Origin of the sequence: Rhizobium sp. BK098, from assembly GCF_014193155.1 — a bacterium.
Lineage (GTDB): Bacteria > Pseudomonadota > Alphaproteobacteria > Rhizobiales > Rhizobiaceae > Rhizobium.
Genome location: NZ_JACHYY010000009.1, coordinates 162,428 through 177,100, shown reverse-complemented (window position 1 = coordinate 177,100; position 14,673 = coordinate 162,428). Strand labels below are relative to the sequence as shown.

19 protein-coding genes are annotated in these 14,673 nt (G+C 61.5%); 10 read left to right on the top strand and 9 right to left on the bottom strand.

From position 1 onward, the window contains the following. Nucleotides 1-111: 111 nt before the first annotated feature. The gene (locus FHT73_RS22490; protein ID WP_015341436.1) at nt 112-618 is read left to right on the top strand and encodes an N-acetyltransferase; all 507 of its coding nucleotides are present in this window, start codon (nt 112-114) and stop codon (nt 616-618) included. Between the two features lie 163 nt (nt 619-781). Continuing rightward, nucleotides 782-1,318 carry an inorganic diphosphatase gene (gene ppa, locus FHT73_RS22485; protein ID WP_015341435.1) on the top strand — a complete coding sequence of 179 codons (537 nt, stop codon included), beginning with the start codon at nt 782-784 and terminating at the stop codon, nt 1,316-1,318. Here ppa and FHT73_RS22480 read toward each other — a convergent pair whose 3' ends face one another. Next, nucleotides 1,319-1,633, bottom strand: coding sequence for a DUF167 domain-containing protein (locus tag FHT73_RS22480; protein WP_015341434.1), 315 nt, complete (start codon nt 1,631-1,633; stop codon nt 1,319-1,321). Then, a complete protein-coding gene (locus FHT73_RS22475; RefSeq protein WP_085999183.1) occupies nt 1,630-1,953 on the bottom strand; it encodes a YggT family protein in 324 nt (107 codons plus the stop codon). Before FHT73_RS22475 ends, FHT73_RS22480 begins: the two co-directional genes overlap by 4 nt. A 106-nt stretch (nt 1,954-2,059) precedes the next feature. On the opposite strand from FHT73_RS22475, the gene FHT73_RS22470 reads away from it, so the two are divergent. Both FHT73_RS22470 and FHT73_RS22465 read left to right on the top strand, forming a co-directional pair. Continuing rightward, a complete protein-coding gene (locus FHT73_RS22470) occupies nt 2,060-3,316 on the top strand; it encodes an MFS transporter (RefSeq protein WP_183714951.1) in 1,257 nt (418 codons plus the stop codon). A gap of 10 nt (nt 3,317-3,326) precedes the next feature. Continuing rightward, nucleotides 3,327-3,956, top strand: a complete 630-nt coding sequence (locus FHT73_RS22465) for a poly-gamma-glutamate hydrolase family protein (protein WP_183714949.1) — start codon at nt 3,327-3,329, stop codon at nt 3,954-3,956. Here FHT73_RS22465 and FHT73_RS22460 read toward each other — a convergent pair. From FHT73_RS22460 to hemC, 6 genes are all read right to left on the bottom strand, one after another. Then, nucleotides 3,953-4,678, bottom strand: coding sequence for a glutamine amidotransferase (locus tag FHT73_RS22460; protein WP_112607961.1), 726 nt, complete (start codon nt 4,676-4,678; stop codon nt 3,953-3,955). The two genes, FHT73_RS22465 and FHT73_RS22460, sit on opposite strands and share 4 nt — an antisense overlap. After that, on the bottom strand, nt 4,671-5,156 hold the full coding sequence (locus FHT73_RS22455) for a TerB family tellurite resistance protein (protein ID WP_015341429.1): 486 nt from the start codon (nt 5,154-5,156) through the stop codon (nt 4,671-4,673). The genes FHT73_RS22460 and FHT73_RS22455 overlap by 8 nt, the downstream gene beginning before the upstream one ends. 112 nt (nt 5,157-5,268) lie before the next feature. Further along, entirely contained in the window at nt 5,269-6,876 is a 1,608-nt protein-coding gene (locus tag FHT73_RS22450; protein WP_183714947.1) for a heme biosynthesis protein HemY, read from the bottom strand. Nucleotides 6,877-6,891: 15 nt separating this feature from the next. Next, a complete protein-coding gene (locus tag FHT73_RS22445; protein ID WP_183714945.1) occupies nt 6,892-8,166 on the bottom strand; it encodes a COG4223 family protein in 1,275 nt (424 codons plus the stop codon). Nucleotides 8,167-8,245: 79 nt separating this feature from the next. After that, nucleotides 8,246-8,974 (bottom strand): uroporphyrinogen-III synthase, encoded by a 729-nt coding sequence (locus FHT73_RS22440; protein WP_183714943.1) that lies wholly within the window; start codon nt 8,972-8,974, stop codon nt 8,246-8,248. A gap of 6 nt (nt 8,975-8,980) precedes the next feature. After that, nucleotides 8,981-9,910, bottom strand: a complete 930-nt coding sequence (gene hemC, locus FHT73_RS22435) for a hydroxymethylbilane synthase (RefSeq protein WP_112336350.1) — start codon at nt 9,908-9,910, stop codon at nt 8,981-8,983. An 84-nt stretch (nt 9,911-9,994) separates the two neighbouring features. On the opposite strand from hemC, the gene tsaD reads away from it, so the two are divergent. Genes tsaD through FHT73_RS22410 form a run of 5 tightly spaced genes read left to right on the top strand, consistent with a single transcriptional unit; the run spans nt 9,995 to nt 13,529 of the window. Next, nucleotides 9,995-11,092: a tRNA (adenosine(37)-N6)-threonylcarbamoyltransferase complex transferase subunit TsaD gene (gene tsaD, locus FHT73_RS22430; RefSeq protein WP_183714941.1), complete on the top strand. Its 1,098-nt coding sequence runs from the start codon at nt 9,995-9,997 to the stop codon at nt 11,090-11,092. After that, on the top strand, nt 11,089-12,078 hold the full coding sequence (locus tag FHT73_RS22425) for an NAD(P)H-dependent glycerol-3-phosphate dehydrogenase (protein WP_112607833.1): 990 nt from the start codon (nt 11,089-11,091) through the stop codon (nt 12,076-12,078). The genes tsaD and FHT73_RS22425 overlap by 4 nt, the downstream gene beginning before the upstream one ends. 41 nt (nt 12,079-12,119) lie before the next feature. Then, complete coding sequence (locus FHT73_RS22420) at nt 12,120-12,413, top strand: YciI-like protein (protein WP_112607831.1); 294 nt, start codon at nt 12,120-12,122, stop codon at nt 12,411-12,413. 3 nt (nt 12,414-12,416) lie between these two features. Beyond that, complete coding sequence (locus FHT73_RS22415; protein WP_075853666.1) at nt 12,417-12,848, top strand: EVE domain-containing protein; 432 nt, start codon at nt 12,417-12,419, stop codon at nt 12,846-12,848. 30 nt (nt 12,849-12,878) lie between these two features. Continuing rightward, on the top strand, nt 12,879-13,529 hold the full coding sequence (locus FHT73_RS22410; RefSeq protein ID WP_183714939.1) for a methyltransferase: 651 nt from the start codon (nt 12,879-12,881) through the stop codon (nt 13,527-13,529). Between the two features lie 6 nt (nt 13,530-13,535). Here FHT73_RS22410 and FHT73_RS22405 read toward each other — a convergent pair whose 3' ends face one another. Then, nucleotides 13,536-13,931 (bottom strand): hypothetical protein, encoded by a 396-nt coding sequence (locus FHT73_RS22405; protein ID WP_183714937.1) that lies wholly within the window; start codon nt 13,929-13,931, stop codon nt 13,536-13,538. 302 nt (nt 13,932-14,233) lie between these two features. Between FHT73_RS22405 and sdhC the strand changes: the two genes are divergently transcribed. Further along, a complete protein-coding gene (gene sdhC / locus FHT73_RS22400) occupies nt 14,234-14,632 on the top strand; it encodes a succinate dehydrogenase, cytochrome b556 subunit (protein WP_112336359.1) in 399 nt (132 codons plus the stop codon). The last annotated feature ends 41 nt before the right edge of the window (nt 14,633-14,673 follow it).

The window sequence follows — 14,673 nt, the reverse complement described above, 5'->3', positions numbered from 1 at the left end:
TAAAAAGTCGTTAATTTTTGTTAATGATCCACGGATAAAGCCTGTGGGCAAGTCCGCCATCTTTATGAATGAGGATGGTTAATTCGCGTTGGTAAGATCAGAGTAGACGTTATGAAGACGTTGTCGATTGATGTTCGGCGGGCAGAACCCGATGATGCCCGGGCCATTTCGGAGGTGCACCGCCAATCCTGGCAGTACACCTATGCCGGCATCATTCCCCATCGTGCCCTCGGCCAGATGATAGAGCGTCGCGGCGAAGCCTGGTGGCGCAAGGCGACCAGTGGTCCGGCAACGCTGCTGGTTCTGGATGTTGCCGGCGAGATCGCAGGCTATGCCACGCTCGGCCTCAATCGTGCCCGCGCGCTGCCGCAGGAAGGCGAGATCTACGAACTCTACCTGCGTCCGCAATATCAGGGCCTCGGCCTCGGGCGCATGCTCTTCGGCGAGGCTCGTCGGCTGTTGAAGTCGCTCGGCTGCAAGGGACTGGTCGTCTGGTGCCTTGAGGAAAACGAGAATGCCTACCGTTTTTATCGCGGGCAGGGCGGCGCGGATTTCTGCGAGGGCATCGAAACCTTCGATCACAGGCAGCTGCGCAAGATCGGCTTCGTCTGGCCCTGAGCGGCGCTGTCGCGTTCTAAATCTGCTGTATGATTCCGTCCCTAAATCGATTCCGATTTTGGGAATCATGCAGTAAATCCGCCTGTTTCCCGATGCGTTGTTGCGTTGCGGGATGAATCCTATTATTTGGCTGGCGGCAACCATCCTTATCTAGGGGACAAGCATGCGTATCGACGCGATTTCCATTGGCAAGAACCCGCCCGAAGACGTCAACGTCATCGTTGAAGTGCCGGTCGGCGGTCATCCGATCAAGTACGAAATGGACAAGGAGGCCGGCACGCTGGTCGTCGACCGTTTCCTCTACACGCCGATGACCTATCCGGGCAATTACGGCTTTGTCCCGCACACGCTCTCCGAAGACGGCGACCCGATCGACGTTCTGATCGCCAGCACCCGTCCGCTGGTCCCGGGCTGCGTCATCAATGTTCGCCCGATCGGTGTGCTGAAGATGGAAGACAATTCCGGCAAGGACGAGAAGATCATTGCCGTTCCCTCGCCGAAGCTGACGCTGCGCTACGAAAAGGTCAAGGAATATACCGACCTGCCGGAGATCACGCTGAAGCAGATCGAGCACTTCTTCGAGCACTACAAGGATCTCGAGCCCGGCAAGTGGGTGAAGATCTTTGGCTGGGGCGGCTCCAAGGAAGCTGGCGAACTGATCATCGAAGCCATCGCCCGCGCCAAGAAGGAAAAGGCCTGATCAGCCCTTCGTAATAAGGTTTAATTTCTCCATCAAATCCTCCGGCTCGCCCTCGATCCGGAGGATTTTTTTGCGCGCCGTGTCGCCGCTGATGATGCTAAGCGTGGATTTGGGAAGGCCGAGGCTTTTTGAAAGAAGGGCGATCAGGGCCTTATTGGCCTTGCCCTTTTCTGGCGCCACTGAAACACGCGCCTTCAGATAGCATTCGCCGTCGCTTACGGTTTCGAGCCCGTCGATCGCGTCACGCCCGCCATTGGGCGTGAGCCGTACGGAAAGCCTGACGTGATCCGGAAAGGCCTGCCAGGCCTTGTTCACCGCAGGAACATGGGGACGATCGAATTCCACATCAGCGAGCGGATGAAGAAGATGATCAAGAGCAGGATGACCGGCGAAATGTCGATGCCGCCGAGATCCGGCAGGATGCGGCGGATCGGCCGCAGGGCAGGTTCCGTGACCGCATAAAGGAAGTTGCCGACGGAGCTGACGAATTGATTGCTCGAATTGATGACGTTGAAAGCATAGAGCCAGGAAAAGATGGCGCTGGCGATCAATATCCAGGTATAAAGATTCAAAGCCAGATCAATGGTTTGAAATAAGGCGAGCATGTCCGTCTCCAATTCGCGGTTGACAGACATGTAGACATTGGCGACTAAACGGGCAAGTCCCATGCTCCGAAGCATGTTGAATCATGTCTAAAAGGCCAGCCTTGGCGCCAGCGGCCCCATCGGAAAGTCTCGTCCCATGTCGTTCTCTGCCAGCGGAGACCGGTTTGCCGCCTTCAGGCACATTGCCTATGCCTATTTCTTCTTCGCGCGGTTTTTGACGGCCTTTGCCACGCAGGTCGTCAGCGTCTCCGTCGGCTGGCAGATGTATGAGCACACCGGCCAGCCGATCTATCTCGGTCTGATCGGTCTGGTGCAGTTCCTGCCGTCGCTGCTGCTGATCCTGGTGACGGGCACGGCTGCGGACCGTTACAACAGGCGCCTGATTTCCGCGATCTGCATTTTCGTCGGCACTCTCTGCACCGCTGCGCTGCTGTTTCTGACCATATCGGGCACCTTCGCGCCGCTGCCGGTATTTCTGATCCTCACTGTCTTCGGCATCGAGCGCGCTTTCATGACGCCGGCCATGCAATCGCTGGCGCCCAACCTGATCCCGCCCGAAGATCTGACGAATGCCATCACCTGGAACTCGATGTCATGGGATGCGGCCGCCATCCTCGGTCCCGTGGCCGGTGGCCTGCTTTACGGCATCGGTGCCAACGTCGCCTATTCCGTGGCCGTGTTTTTCTTCGCGGCCGGTTCGGTGCTGACTTTCCTGATCCCCAAGCCACAGCAGCGCACCGCGCATGAGCGGCGTAGCCTTAACGAGATGCTTGCCGGCTTCCGTTTCATCTGGTCGGAAAAGGTGGTGCTGGGTGCCGTCTCGCTCGATCTTTTCGCCGTGCTGCTCGGCGGCGCGGTCGCGCTGATGCCGATCTATGCGCGCGATATCCTGACGCTCGGGCCCTGGGGCCTCGGCATGCTGCGCGCTGCGCCAAGCCTCGGCGCAATCGCCATGGGCCTGTTTCTGGCGACTTATCCTATCCGGAACCGCGCCGGCATCTGCATGTTTGCCGGGGTTGCCATGTTTGGCATGGGCACGCTGGTCTTCGGCATCTCGCAGACGCCGTGGCTGTCGATAGCGGCTCTCGCCGTCATGGGCGCTTCCGACCTGATTTCCGTCTATGTGCGCGAAACCCTCATCACGCTCTGGACGCCGGATCATGTCCGCGGCCGCGTCAATGCCGTCAACATGGTCTTCGTCGGCGCGTCGAACGAGCTTGGCGAATTTCGCGCCGGCACCATGGCGCATTATTTCGGCGCAATCCCCGCCGTCGTCATCGGAGGTTTGGGCACGCTGACGGTTGCCATCCTCTGGGCGACGGGTTTCCCGCAGCTTCGCCGGATCGACAGCCTGAATGCACCGGATCGCGCCGGCGAGCCGCAGGCGGTTTGAGGAGTGCGTAATGGCGAGGTTGCCGGATCGATACAATTCGTTTTCGGCGCTTCGCGAACGTGAGACCGAAGGCGTCGATTATCGCGTCCGCGTGGAGAGCCGATCATCACCCGTCGTGGTTATCGCTCCGCATGCCGGCTTCATCGAACCTGCCACATCCGAGATAGCGCTGGCGATCGCGAATGGGAGGTTCTCGCTTTACCGCTTCGAAGGGCTCGATCCGGCGCGGCTCCATCATGAGTTGCATGTCACTTCCGAAAATTTCGATGAGCCGATTGCAAACAATCTGGTTGCCAATTCAGCGATCGTCATCGCCATTCATGGTCGAGCGGACCGGGAGGATCCGGAGTCAAGCTGGATCGGCGGGCTCGACACATCGCTCCGTAACCTGATCGTAGAGGCGCTTCGCCGCGACGGATTTGCTGCCGTTGCGAGAAAGAAGGGGGAGGCGCTCGCGGGAGCTTCGGCCGGCAATATCTGCAATCGCGGCCAGCGGCAGGTTGGGGTGCAGCTTGAGATTCCGAGAGGCGTCAGGGATGCCCTTATGGCCGATGCGGAGAAGCTCAAGCAATATGCGTCTGCCATCCGTGGGGCGATCGATGAATTCGGCCGCGTGCTTTCGTCAGGCGAAGACCTTTAGGCCGCCATCGCCTGCTTGCCCTCGAAAACGAGATTGAGGAATTCTGACAGCCAGGCCTTCAGCGCCGCGTCGAAGATCATACGGCCTTCGAGATGCTCGCGGCCCTGCTGGGCGTTCGGCATGCAGAAGCGATGTTCGCCATGCACGACCCAGCGCTGCATCATGGCGCGGGTGAGCTCGGCATGGAATTGCAAGCCCCAGGCATTGGCGCCGTAGCGATAAGCCTGATTGGGGTAGGTCTCCGCCGTTGCCAGGAGGTCGGCGCCGTGCGGCAGCTCGAAGCCCTCGCGATGGAAATGGTAGACCATCTGCGGCCAGCGCATCAGCAGGCGGCCCTTTTCCGTCGGCTGCAACGGATACCAGCCGATCTCGGTCTTGCCGTCATCGCGCGCCTTCACCTTGGCGCCGAGATGGCGGGCGAGCAGCTGCGCGCCGAGGCAGATGCCGAGATAGGGGCGGTTTTCCTTAAGCGGTACCTTCAGCCAGTCGGTCTCGGCCTTGATGAAGTCGTCGGGGTCGTTGGCGCTCATCGGGCCGCCGAAGACCACAGCGCCGGCATGAGCCTCCAGTGTCGAGGGCAGGGGGTCGCCGAGGACCGGGCGGCGGATATCGAGATCGAAGCCCTTCTCCAGCAGCATCTGGCCGACGCGGCCCGGGCTGGAGCGCTCCTGATGCAGGACGATCAATATCGGGCGGCCGGCGCTCTTCGGCGCTTCAATCATCATTGCCCGTCTCCACCCTGAACCCGGGCGCGCGTGCGGCAGCTTCCTGGCGTTTCATGATGCGCTCGCGATCGGAAATGCCCATGAGGTCGGCGATCCGCCAGATGGCATGATCTTCCATCTCGCTGCGCTCGCCGTCGGCATAGACGATATCCCAGAGGATGCCGAGCAGTTCGAGCCGCTGCGAGCTGTCAAGATGGCGCTTCAGGTCCGAGGTGAAGCGATAATAGTCGACCGCTTCGCTTTCCGCCTCCTCGCCGGCCGCGATCAGCTGATCGAGCTTGCGGCCATCAAGCCCATACTGTTCCTTCAACAGCTTGCGCAGCCGCTTCTTCTCGCTGTTCTCGATCTTGCCGTCCGCCTCCATCACCTGGATACAGAGAGCTGCCACCGCGACACGCGGGTCGTCTGGTGCGAAACCGGATCGGGGATGGTCTTGGGTCAGGTTATGAAGGAATTCCTGAAAGCGTTCGAACATGCGTCTCCATTCTCAAAACGGGCCGAGCAGGGTTCTTGGGGCACCATGCTCCATCTTTTTGTCTTCCCGAATTCCAGACGCAAATCCGCTGCGCGCTTTTGCCGGAATTGCTTTAAAACAATTTGAGCCGTGTCTTGGGTTCCGGTTCAAGTTTATGATCTTTCACGCCCGGGTCATCAGGCGCGCCACCGAAGAAGGGCCGGGGCTCCGCATCCTGCTGCACCGGTTTTGGTGCTGCGTCGGGTGCGTTCGGCGCCGACTTTTCAACGGCGGGTTCCAACTCCATGACATAGGCATCGCTGGCTGGTGATGCAACTTTTGGTGAATTCGGCGTCTCCGCTGCGGTTGCGCGAGCCGTCTCGCGCACCGGCGGCAACGACTTCAGCGTCGCATCGACGGAGACCGTCGAACCCTCTTCGACCGGACCTTCGATCTGGCCGAACGGCGCCTTCCATTCGAAGGCGTCGAGGCGGCCGGTGACCGGCGACAGCGGCAGCCATTTTTCCGAGACGAAACCATCGGCGACCCAGGCCGGATCGCGCGGGGCGCGCAGCGCCTGCGCCATCCAATGGCGAATACGGCCCTGATCGCCGGTTTCGGCCTCTTCGATATCGGCGAGAAGCAGGAAGGCACCTTCGCGCGCATTGATCCGTGCGGCGGCTTCGGCCTTGGCGCGAGCCTTGCCAAAATCGCCCGCGTCCATCGCCGCCTTTGCGGTCAATAGCAGGGCTTCGACATTGTTCGGGCGGATCGCCTCCAGCCGTTCGGCGCGTTTCAGGCGATCAAGAACGGAATCGCCGCTGCGGGCTCGTACATAGGCTCTGCCGATTTCGGGATGCGGCTGCGCTTTCCAGACCTGCTCGAGGATGGAGGCAGCCTTGCGCACCTTGTCTTCACGGAACAGGGCCTTGGCGGCGATCAGCGCTGCGGGCACGAAATCGTCCACGAGCTTCAAGGCCGCCAGCGCATCGTCGCGCGCGCCGGCGGGATCGCTTTCCAATTTCTCGTCGGCGCGCGCCGTCAGCAGGACGGCGCGTTGACGGTTGGCGGTGGCCTTGTCGACGACATGGGCAACCTTCTGCTGGTCGAGCAGCTTGATGGCATCGTCCCAGCGGCCGGCTTGGCTGCGATATTCCAGCGTCGCCTGTGCCGCCCAGGGCAGGTAGGGCGCCTGGTCGGCCGCCTTCTCGGCATATTGCCGCGCCGCTTCATGCGCCCCGAGGCGCTTGGCTTCGAGATAGAGGCCGCGCAGGCCGAGTTCGCGCGTTTCCGGATCATTGGCCATCTGCTCGAATTTTTGACGGGCCTCATCATGTTTGCCTTCGATCAAGGCGGCCTGAGCCTCAAGCAGGTTGATGAGCGGCTCCTGATCGGCGCGGATGAGGCCACGGGTGCGGGCCGCCATCTTGCGGGCGAGCAAGGCATTGCCGGCACCGGCGGCGATGAGGCCTGTTGAGAGCGCTTGATAGCCGCGGTCACGCTTGCGGGCGCGGAAATAGCGGGTGACGGAGTGCGGCGAGGTCCAGATCAGCCGCACGAACCACCAGACGATCATCATGGCGGCCACGATCGCAATCAGGATCGCGGCGGCGACGATCAGCTTCGTCTGGTAAAGCTGACCTTCCCAGACCAGCGAGAGATCGCCGGGACGATCCGCGAGCCAGGAGAAACCATAGCCGAGAGCCAGGACGAGAATGGCGAAGATAAGCAGTCTGATCATTGCTACACTCCGTCCTTAATTCTGTTTCCCGGTATTGGCGATCGCCTTCGACAAGGCATCGCTTACCAGATCCTCGACGCGGATGCGGGCCTCGAGCGATTGCTTGAAGGCGGCCGATGCGGATTTCGCGGCATCGGGCAGGCTGTTCCACTCGGTCACGGCGCCTGGAAGGTCGCCATTCCGGACCTTGTCCTCGAAGCGGGCGGCGATGGCATCGATGCTGTCGCCAGGGACATTGCCGACGGGGCGGACCTGCACCAGCGACTTGGCGCCGGATACCAGGCGGCTGCTCCAGCTCTGGTTCGGATCATCGGTCTGCGCCGTTGCGACGATTGCCGTTGCGACATTCGAAACCTGGCGGATCAGTTCGGCGCGGGAGGGAACGCCTGTTTGGGCGAAGTTCTTGAGATCGGCGACGGCCGGATCGTCAGGTGCGACATTGGCGAAGGTGTCGAGCTCAGGCTGGAAGGGGCCGCCGCGGTCGATGGCTGCCTTCAACGCCGCCGCCGCGATGGCGCGGGCGACAGCGCTCTCCTGGCTCGGTCCGCTCAGCTTCTTTTCGGCATCGTCAAGGCGCTTGCTGACTTCGGCATCGGAGGTAGCCTGCGTCTGGGTCGCCTTGCTGAGATCCGTTTTCAGCTGCTCAACCTCGCTGGTGAGCGAAGCGATCTTCTGATCGGAAGCGGCATTTGTCGCGCTCGATCCTCCGGCCGAGGCGCCATTGGCTGCATTCGTCTCGAGTGCGGCGACGCGGGCCGCAAGCGTCTCGTCCGGCTTGGCTGCGGGCGCCGCGGCTAGCTTGGCGACGCTCTGCTTGAGGCCGTCGATCTCGGCATTCAAGGCGGTAATAGCAGCGGAATTGTCCTTGCCGGCACGGCCGCCGGGCAGTACGCCCGCATATTGCAAGGCGCCGGCGCCGACGAGCGCAATCAAGCCGCCGACGATGCCCGCCGCGATAAGGCCGGAGGTCGATCCCTCGCGCGGCTGCGGGCGTTCGACATAAGGCGGGGTTTCGGCGCGAGAGGGCGCCGGCTCGGCCTGGTGTTCCGCTGCCTGCGGCTCTTCGACCGCAGCCGTTGCGGCCGGCTCGTGGGGGTCCTCGCGAACCGGCTCCTTCTCCGCTTCCAGCGGCATTTCCACTTTATCTGTCGAGGAGGCGCCAAGCTCGCCATGGCTGCGCTCGGTCAAATCTTCGGGAGCTGCGTCCTGCGCAGTCTTTTCGGCTTCCAGGTCGATCGTGACCGGTTCGTCGTTGGGCTTCGAATGGTTAGGCGTTTTTCGCGATACCATGAGGTCCTCTTTTCATGCGCTGCAACGAAGTTAGACAGACAAGGCGATTATGAAAAGGCCTTACATCAAAATTGCGGCCTCACGCCGGGATCAGAAGCGCCAGAAGTCGGTCTTCATTCGGCATGTCGGCGATATCGACATGGAATTGCAGCGTTTCCGGAACCGCGCCCGCCACGGCTTCGCTCAAACAAAGAAACCGCGTTTCGGCAAAAAGCTCCATGTTGCGGCCGACGAATGAAAGGCTAAAAAAGCGCCTGGCGGTTTCGTGGGAATAAAGCAGCACAGCATTCGCGCGAGCGTCGGCGAAAAGCCAGCGAAGAGTGACGTCGTCGGGGATGATATCCTGCATTCGGTAGCATTCAACGGTCAGGAAAGGCACGTGCCGTTCTGCCAACCCGGCTTCGAAACCGGCCGCGCGCGGAAAGCCTGCGAGATAGAGGAGCGCGCCGTCGTTCAGGCCTGAAGGATGGCTGGCGATCATGGCGGCAAGCTCTGTGCCGCCGCCTTCCGATATGGCGATATTGCTGAATCCGAGATCCGCCGCTTCTTTGGCCGTCGCTTTTCCGACGGCAAAGAGGCGACGACCAAGATGAGGGGTAAGATCGGAACCTAGTAGCGAAAGCGCCCGGATCGCCTCGGCGCTGGTGACGGCAACGGTGCCCTGCGTGGTCAGGAGCGCTCGTCTTGCCTGCTCGACATGATGGACGGGTTCGGCCAGCGGCAGCAGCAGGGGTTCGTGCCCCATTTGCGTCAGTCGCCGCATGGTGCGTTCACCCGAATGCCGAGGGCGGGTGACGACGACGCGCATCCTTTGTCAGGTCCAATCTTCGAAGAAGGTGCTGCCGGCCTCGGCGCGGATCGCCTGACCGGCATTGATCCCCAGCGCCTCGGCATCGCGCCGGTGGCCTTCGATGGTCGTTGTGTGCACTTGGCGGCCATCCGGGGTGAGGATCATGCCGAAGAAACGCAGATGATCGCCTTCGCAAATTGCGTAGCCGGCTATCGGCGTGCGACAGGACCCGTCGAGTGCTGCCAGGAAAGCGCGTTCGCAGGATACCGCGTCGAAAGTCGGCGCATCATTGACGGCGGCGAGCAGCTCGTTCATCCGCGCGTCATCGATGCGGCTTTCGATTGCTATGGCGCCTTGTGCCGGCGCTGGAGGGAATTCATCCGGATCGAGAATGTCGGTGATGACCTCGACCATGCCAAGCCGTTTCAGGCCTGCAAGCGCCAGCAAGGTGGCGTCGGCTTGCCCCTCTTCCAGCTTGCGCAGGCGGGTCTGAACCGAACCGCGGAAGGTAATGACGTTGATATCAGGGCGCAGGCGCCGGATCAGCGCCTGGCGGCGGAGCGACGCCGAGCCGACGGTGGCGCCATGCGGCAGCTCGATCAGTTTCGGCGCGGTGCGGCCGATGACCGAATCGCGAATGTCCTCGCGCGGCAGATAAGCTGTGAGCGCCAGGCCCTGGGGCAGCTTCGTCGCCATATCCTTGGCCGAATGCACGGCGAAGTCGAGTTCGCCTGAGGTCAGCTTCTCTTCCAGCTCTTCCGTGAACAGGCCCTTGCCGCCGATTGCCGCGAGCGAGCGGTCGGTGATGCGGTCGCCCTTGGTGGTGAGAACGACGATTTCGAACATCTCCTCCGGAAGGCCATGGGCCGCCATCAGGCGGTCGCGTGCTTCTCGCGCCTGGGCGAGCGCCAGCGGGCTGCCGCGCGTGCCGATCCGGAAAGGTTTTGTTTGCATCCGCTTTGATCCGTTGTTACCGACAGTTCCCGTAACCATATTTCCGCTTTATCGCAATCGACCTGTAGGCAACGAACTTTCTCCATGGCATCCGTTCTTCGTATTCTCGGCATCGAAACAAGCTGCGACGAAACCGCTGCAGCCATTGTCGAGCGCCGGGATGACGGCACGCCCACTGTCTGTTCCGATGTCGTCCTCAGCCAGCTGGACGAGCACAGCGCCTATGGCGGCGTCGTGCCGGAAATTGCTGCGCGGGCACACGTCGAAGCGCTCGATACGCTGATCGACGAGGCATTGAAACGCGCCAATGTGTCGCTCTCGGACGTCGATGCCATTGCCGCTACATCCGGACCGGGCCTTATCGGCGGGTTGCTCGTCGGCCTGATGACAGGCAAGGCAATTTCGCGTGCCACCGGCAAGCCACTATACGCCATCAACCATCTGGAAGGCCATGCCCTGACGGCGCGGCTGACGGACGGTCTTGCCTTTCCTTACCTCATGCTGCTCGTTTCCGGCGGCCACACACAGCTTATTCTGGTGCGAGGCGTCGGCCAATATGAGCGCTGGGGCACCACCATCGACGATGCGCTCGGTGAGGCCTTCGACAAGACGGCCAAGCTTCTAGGACTGCCCTATCCCGGCGGCCCTGCTGTGGAGGCAGCCGCCAAAAACGGCGATCCGGACCGCTTCGATCTGCCACGACCGCTGGTCGGCGAAACGCGCCTCGATTTTTCCTTTTCCGGCCTGAAAACGGCGGTACGACAGGCGGCGATGGCGATTGCGCCTGTTACGCAGCAGGATATCGCCGATATCTGCGCCTCCTTCCAGAAGGCGATCTCGCGCACGCTGAAGGATCGTATCGGCCGCGGCCTGCAGCGCTTCAAGACGGAGTTTCCGAAGACTGAGGAAAAGCCGTCGCTTGTGGTGGCCGGAGGCGTTGCCGCCAATCTCGAGCTGCGCCGCACGCTGCAGGAGCTTTGCGACGCCAATGGTTTCCGCTTCATCGCGCCGCCATTGAGATTGTGTACGGATAATGCCGTCATGATCGCCTGGGCTGGACTGGAACGCATGGCGACGGGGGCCGCACCTGACGATCTCGATGTGCAGCCGCGCTCGCGCTGGCCGTTGGATCAGAAGGCGGAAACTCTGCTCGGACATGGCAAACGAGGAGCGAAAGCATGAGCGGCAATGAGCGGATCGCAGTCATCGGCGCCGGGGCTTTCGGCACGGCGCTTGCCGCCGTCATCGCGCTGACCGGTCGTGCCGATGTGGTGCTCGTCGGACGCAACGCAGGGCTGATGACTGACCTTGCCGCCGACCGCATGCATGATGCCGTCCTGCCCGGCATCGACCTTCCGGATTCGCTGCAGTTTTCGGCCGTGCCGGATGCAATTTCCAATGCCGGCATCGTTCTTTTTGCCATGCCCTCACAGGCGCAGGCCGATGCTGCCCGTCATTATGGCCCTTATCTCGCCAAGGATGCGGTCGTCGTTACGTGCGCGAAAGGTATCGACAAGGTCTCCGGCGATCTGCTGACCGATATGCTGGAGCGGGAGTTGCCGCAGCATGCGATCGCTGTGCTCTCAGGCCCGGGCTTTGCCGCCGACATTGCCAAGGGACTGCCGACGGCCATGGCGATCGCCGCCGCCGACATGACTGTCGCCGAAAGGCTAGCCCAGGCGATTTCCGGCCCGACGTTTCGCCTCTACGCCTCGGATGACCGCATCGGCGTGCAGCTCGGCGGCGCCTTGAAGAATGTTCTCGCGATTGCCTGCGGCATCGTCGAGGGCCGGGGTATAGGCGATTCCGCACGTGCGGCGCTGATCAGCCGTGGTCTTGCCGAGATGTCGCGCTTCGTTGCAGCCAAGGGGGGCAAGGCCGAAACCGTGCGCGGCCTATCGGGTCTTGGCGACCTCGTGCTGACGGCGACCAGCCATCAATCCCGTAATCTCAGGTTCGGTATCGCGCTTGGGCAGGGAGAGACCGTTGATCCAACGCATGGCACGCTGGTCGAGGGCGCCTATGCCGCTTCCATCGCCGCGCGGCTCGCCCACAAACTCGGCGTCGACATGCCGATCACCGACGCGGTGTCCGCCATCATCGACGGCAAGCTCGACATAGCAACGGCCATCGGACAACTGATGACGCGGCCGATCACCACGGAATAGTTTCTGGGGAATAATTTCTGGATATCTGAAGGAGCCAAACAATGCTTTTCGCCTTTGTCTGCAAAGACAAGCCCGGTCACCTGAATGTTCGCATGGAGACGCGCCCGGCGCATCTGGAGCATCTGAACAAGCTCAATGCTGAAGGCACGTTGAAGATGGCCGGTCCGTTCCTGGATGCGGACGGCAAGCCGAACGGTAGTCTCGTTGTCGTCAAGGCCGAGAACGCCGAGGCTGCCAAGGCGATTGCCGATGCCGATCCCTATACGAAGGCCGGTCTGTTCGAGAGCGTCGAGATCAAGCCGTTCAACTGGGTCTTCAACAATCCGGAGGCATGAGAGATGGCGCACTGGCTTTATAAATCCGAGCCGTCCTCCTGGTCCTGGCAGCAGCAGAAGGATGCCGGCGAAAAGGGAACGGAATGGACCGGCGTGCGCAACTATCTCGCCCGCAACAACATGCGGGCCATGCAGATCGGCGACAAGGGCTTCTTCTATCACTCCAATGACGGGCTGGAGGTCGTCGGCATCGTCGAGGTCTGCGCGCTGGCGCATCCGGATTCGACCGCCAAGGACGATCCGCGCTGGGAATGTGTCGACATCCGCGCCGTTCGCGATATGCCGAATCCGGTGACCCTCAAGGACATCAAGGCCAATCCGAAGCTTTCGCAGATGGCGCTCGTCACTTCCATGCGGCTTTCGGTGCAGCCGGTGACGGATGATGAATGGCTCGAAGTCTGCCGCATGGGCGGTCTGGACAATCCGCCGGTCTAATCCGGCCTTGTTCGGTAGGTGGGAGATTCATTGAAAACCGATCCGGAAAGCTTCATCCGTGCCAATACCAGCCTCATGGCGTCGCCGCATGTGCCGGAAATCCGGCTGCACCTGGCAAGCGAGGCGCATGAATTGTGGCTGAAGACGGAAGAAGAGCTGGAAGAGATCGGCCTTCCGCCGCCGTTCTGGGCCTTTGCCTGGGCGGGCGGGCAGGGTCTGGCGCGCTATATCCTCGATCATCCGGAGATCGTTGCCGGCAAAACCGTGCTGGATTTTGCCACCGGCTCCGGGCTCGTCGCGATTGCGGCGAAGCGTGCGGGCGCGGCTCTTGTGCTTGCCGTCGATATCGATCCATGGGCGGGCACGGCGATCCGGCTCAATGCCGTTGAAAATGGCGTCGATCTGGACTTCGCCGGTGACGATATCGTCGGTTGCGCCGTGGATGCGGATGTTATTCTTGCCGGCGACGTTTTCTACGATCGTGATTTCGCGGCGAGCCTCGTTCCCTGGCTAAGACGTATGGCGGGCGAGGGGAGGACGGTTCTCGTCGGCGATCCCGGCAGGGCCTATCTTCCCAAGGATCGTCTGGAAGTGCAGGCCACCTATCAAGTGCCGGTGACGCGGGCGCTCGAGGACAGCGAGATTAAGAAGACGACGGTCTGGCGATTTCTCGCCGATTGAGAAACGTCAGTGCCTGATGACGCAGACGCCTGCTTCATACGAGCAGGGATTGCCGGCATAGCGGACATCGATGACTTTCGCCTTCGGCCTCAGCTGCACTGTCGCAGGCGGAGCATAGGGATTGTAGCCGCCATAGCCGATAACATAGGTGCCGCCATCGGCCCGATAGACATCGGCTGAGCCGGCATAGCTGCCGGCGTTTGCGGCGTCGTGCCGTTCCATGATGACGATCCGGGCAGGTTGCTGCTCGCGACCCTGGGGCTTCGATATCTGGTTAAGGCGTACAAGGCCGGAGCGATCGTGATGATGCCAGTGGCGGTAGTCGCCCGCCGATGCCGGTGCGGAGGAAAATGTTGCCGCCGCCACGATGAGCGCTGCTGCCTTGAAAAGATGCGGCTTCATGATTCGACTCGCTTCGATCGGTTAATGAAATCTTAACGGCAGATTGCCTCAAGAGCTGCGCGAAGTCCACGTCAGGGTTGCCGAAATGGTAAACGGCCCGGAATGGGAAGCCCGTCATTGCATGCTCGCTAAAGTGCAGCTCGATCCGAATCGATTAAATTCGATGCAGGCATCAATTGTGCTTGTGGATGGGCGTCTCTGTGATTATTGGTCGCAATGATGCAACGCACACTGCACGTCTCTGCGCGCGCGTTGCCCCGGATAACCGGGTTCTAAGCGTATCGTAACGCCGCGAGGTTCTGATGGCGAACGTCACACAAAACCGGCCTTTGTCGCCGCATCTGCAAATCTACAAACCCATTCCCACCATGGTCATGTCGATCCTCCACCGCATCACCGGGGGCGCGCTCTATTTCGGTACGCTGCTGGTCGCCTGGTGGCTGATCGCCGCGGCGACCGGTCAGGGCTATTTCGATCTGGTCAACTGGATCATGGGCACGATCATCGGCCGCATCATCCTGCTCGGCTACACGTGGGCTCTGCTGCACCATTTGATCGGCGGCCTGCGCCACTTCGTGTGGGATCTCGGACATGGTTTCGATCCCGCCGTCTCGACGAAGATGGCCAAGTTCACGCTCATCGCCTCGATCTGTCTGACCGCGCTGGTCTGGATCATCGGCATCGCCATCCGCCTGGGTTGATTGGCATGATCGCTCCCGGAGGCGCTCAGGCGCCTTTCGGG

What these genes read in the sequence shown, in the direction of transcription:
- FHT73_RS22415 (WP_075853666.1), top strand. Translation starts at nt 12,417, where the DNA reads ATGGCGCACTGGCTTTATAAATCCGAGCCGTCCTCCTGGTCCTGGCAG.
- FHT73_RS22465 (WP_183714949.1), top strand. Translation starts at nt 3,327, where the DNA reads ATGGCGAGGTTGCCGGATCGATACAATTCGTTTTCGGCGCTTCGCGAA.
- FHT73_RS22420 (WP_112607831.1), top strand. Translation starts at nt 12,120, where the DNA reads ATGCTTTTCGCCTTTGTCTGCAAAGACAAGCCCGGTCACCTGAATGTT.
- FHT73_RS22445 (WP_183714945.1), bottom strand. Translation starts at nt 8,166, where the DNA reads ATGGTATCGCGAAAAACGCCTAACCATTCGAAGCCCAACGACGAACCG.
- FHT73_RS22470 (WP_183714951.1), top strand. Translation starts at nt 2,060, where the DNA reads ATGTCGTTCTCTGCCAGCGGAGACCGGTTTGCCGCCTTCAGGCACATT.
- sdhC (WP_112336359.1), top strand. Translation starts at nt 14,234, where the DNA reads ATGGCGAACGTCACACAAAACCGGCCTTTGTCGCCGCATCTGCAAATC.
- FHT73_RS22425 (WP_112607833.1), top strand. Translation starts at nt 11,089, where the DNA reads ATGAGCGGCAATGAGCGGATCGCAGTCATCGGCGCCGGGGCTTTCGGC.
- FHT73_RS22460 (WP_112607961.1), bottom strand. Translation starts at nt 4,678, where the DNA reads ATGATTGAAGCGCCGAAGAGCGCCGGCCGCCCGATATTGATCGTCCTG.
- FHT73_RS22490 (WP_015341436.1), top strand. Translation starts at nt 112, where the DNA reads ATGAAGACGTTGTCGATTGATGTTCGGCGGGCAGAACCCGATGATGCC.
- tsaD (WP_183714941.1), top strand. Translation starts at nt 9,995, where the DNA reads ATGGCATCCGTTCTTCGTATTCTCGGCATCGAAACAAGCTGCGACGAA.
- hemC (WP_112336350.1), bottom strand. Translation starts at nt 9,910, where the DNA reads ATGCAAACAAAACCTTTCCGGATCGGCACGCGCGGCAGCCCGCTGGCG.
- FHT73_RS22475 (WP_085999183.1), bottom strand. Translation starts at nt 1,953, where the DNA reads ATGTCTGTCAACCGCGAATTGGAGACGGACATGCTCGCCTTATTTCAA.
- FHT73_RS22455 (WP_015341429.1), bottom strand. Translation starts at nt 5,156, where the DNA reads ATGTTCGAACGCTTTCAGGAATTCCTTCATAACCTGACCCAAGACCAT.
- ppa (WP_015341435.1), top strand. Translation starts at nt 782, where the DNA reads ATGCGTATCGACGCGATTTCCATTGGCAAGAACCCGCCCGAAGACGTC.
- FHT73_RS22450 (WP_183714947.1), bottom strand. Translation starts at nt 6,876, where the DNA reads ATGATCAGACTGCTTATCTTCGCCATTCTCGTCCTGGCTCTCGGCTAT.
- FHT73_RS22440 (WP_183714943.1), bottom strand. Translation starts at nt 8,974, where the DNA reads ATGCGCGTCGTCGTCACCCGCCCTCGGCATTCGGGTGAACGCACCATG.
- FHT73_RS22405 (WP_183714937.1), bottom strand. Translation starts at nt 13,931, where the DNA reads ATGAAGCCGCATCTTTTCAAGGCAGCAGCGCTCATCGTGGCGGCGGCA.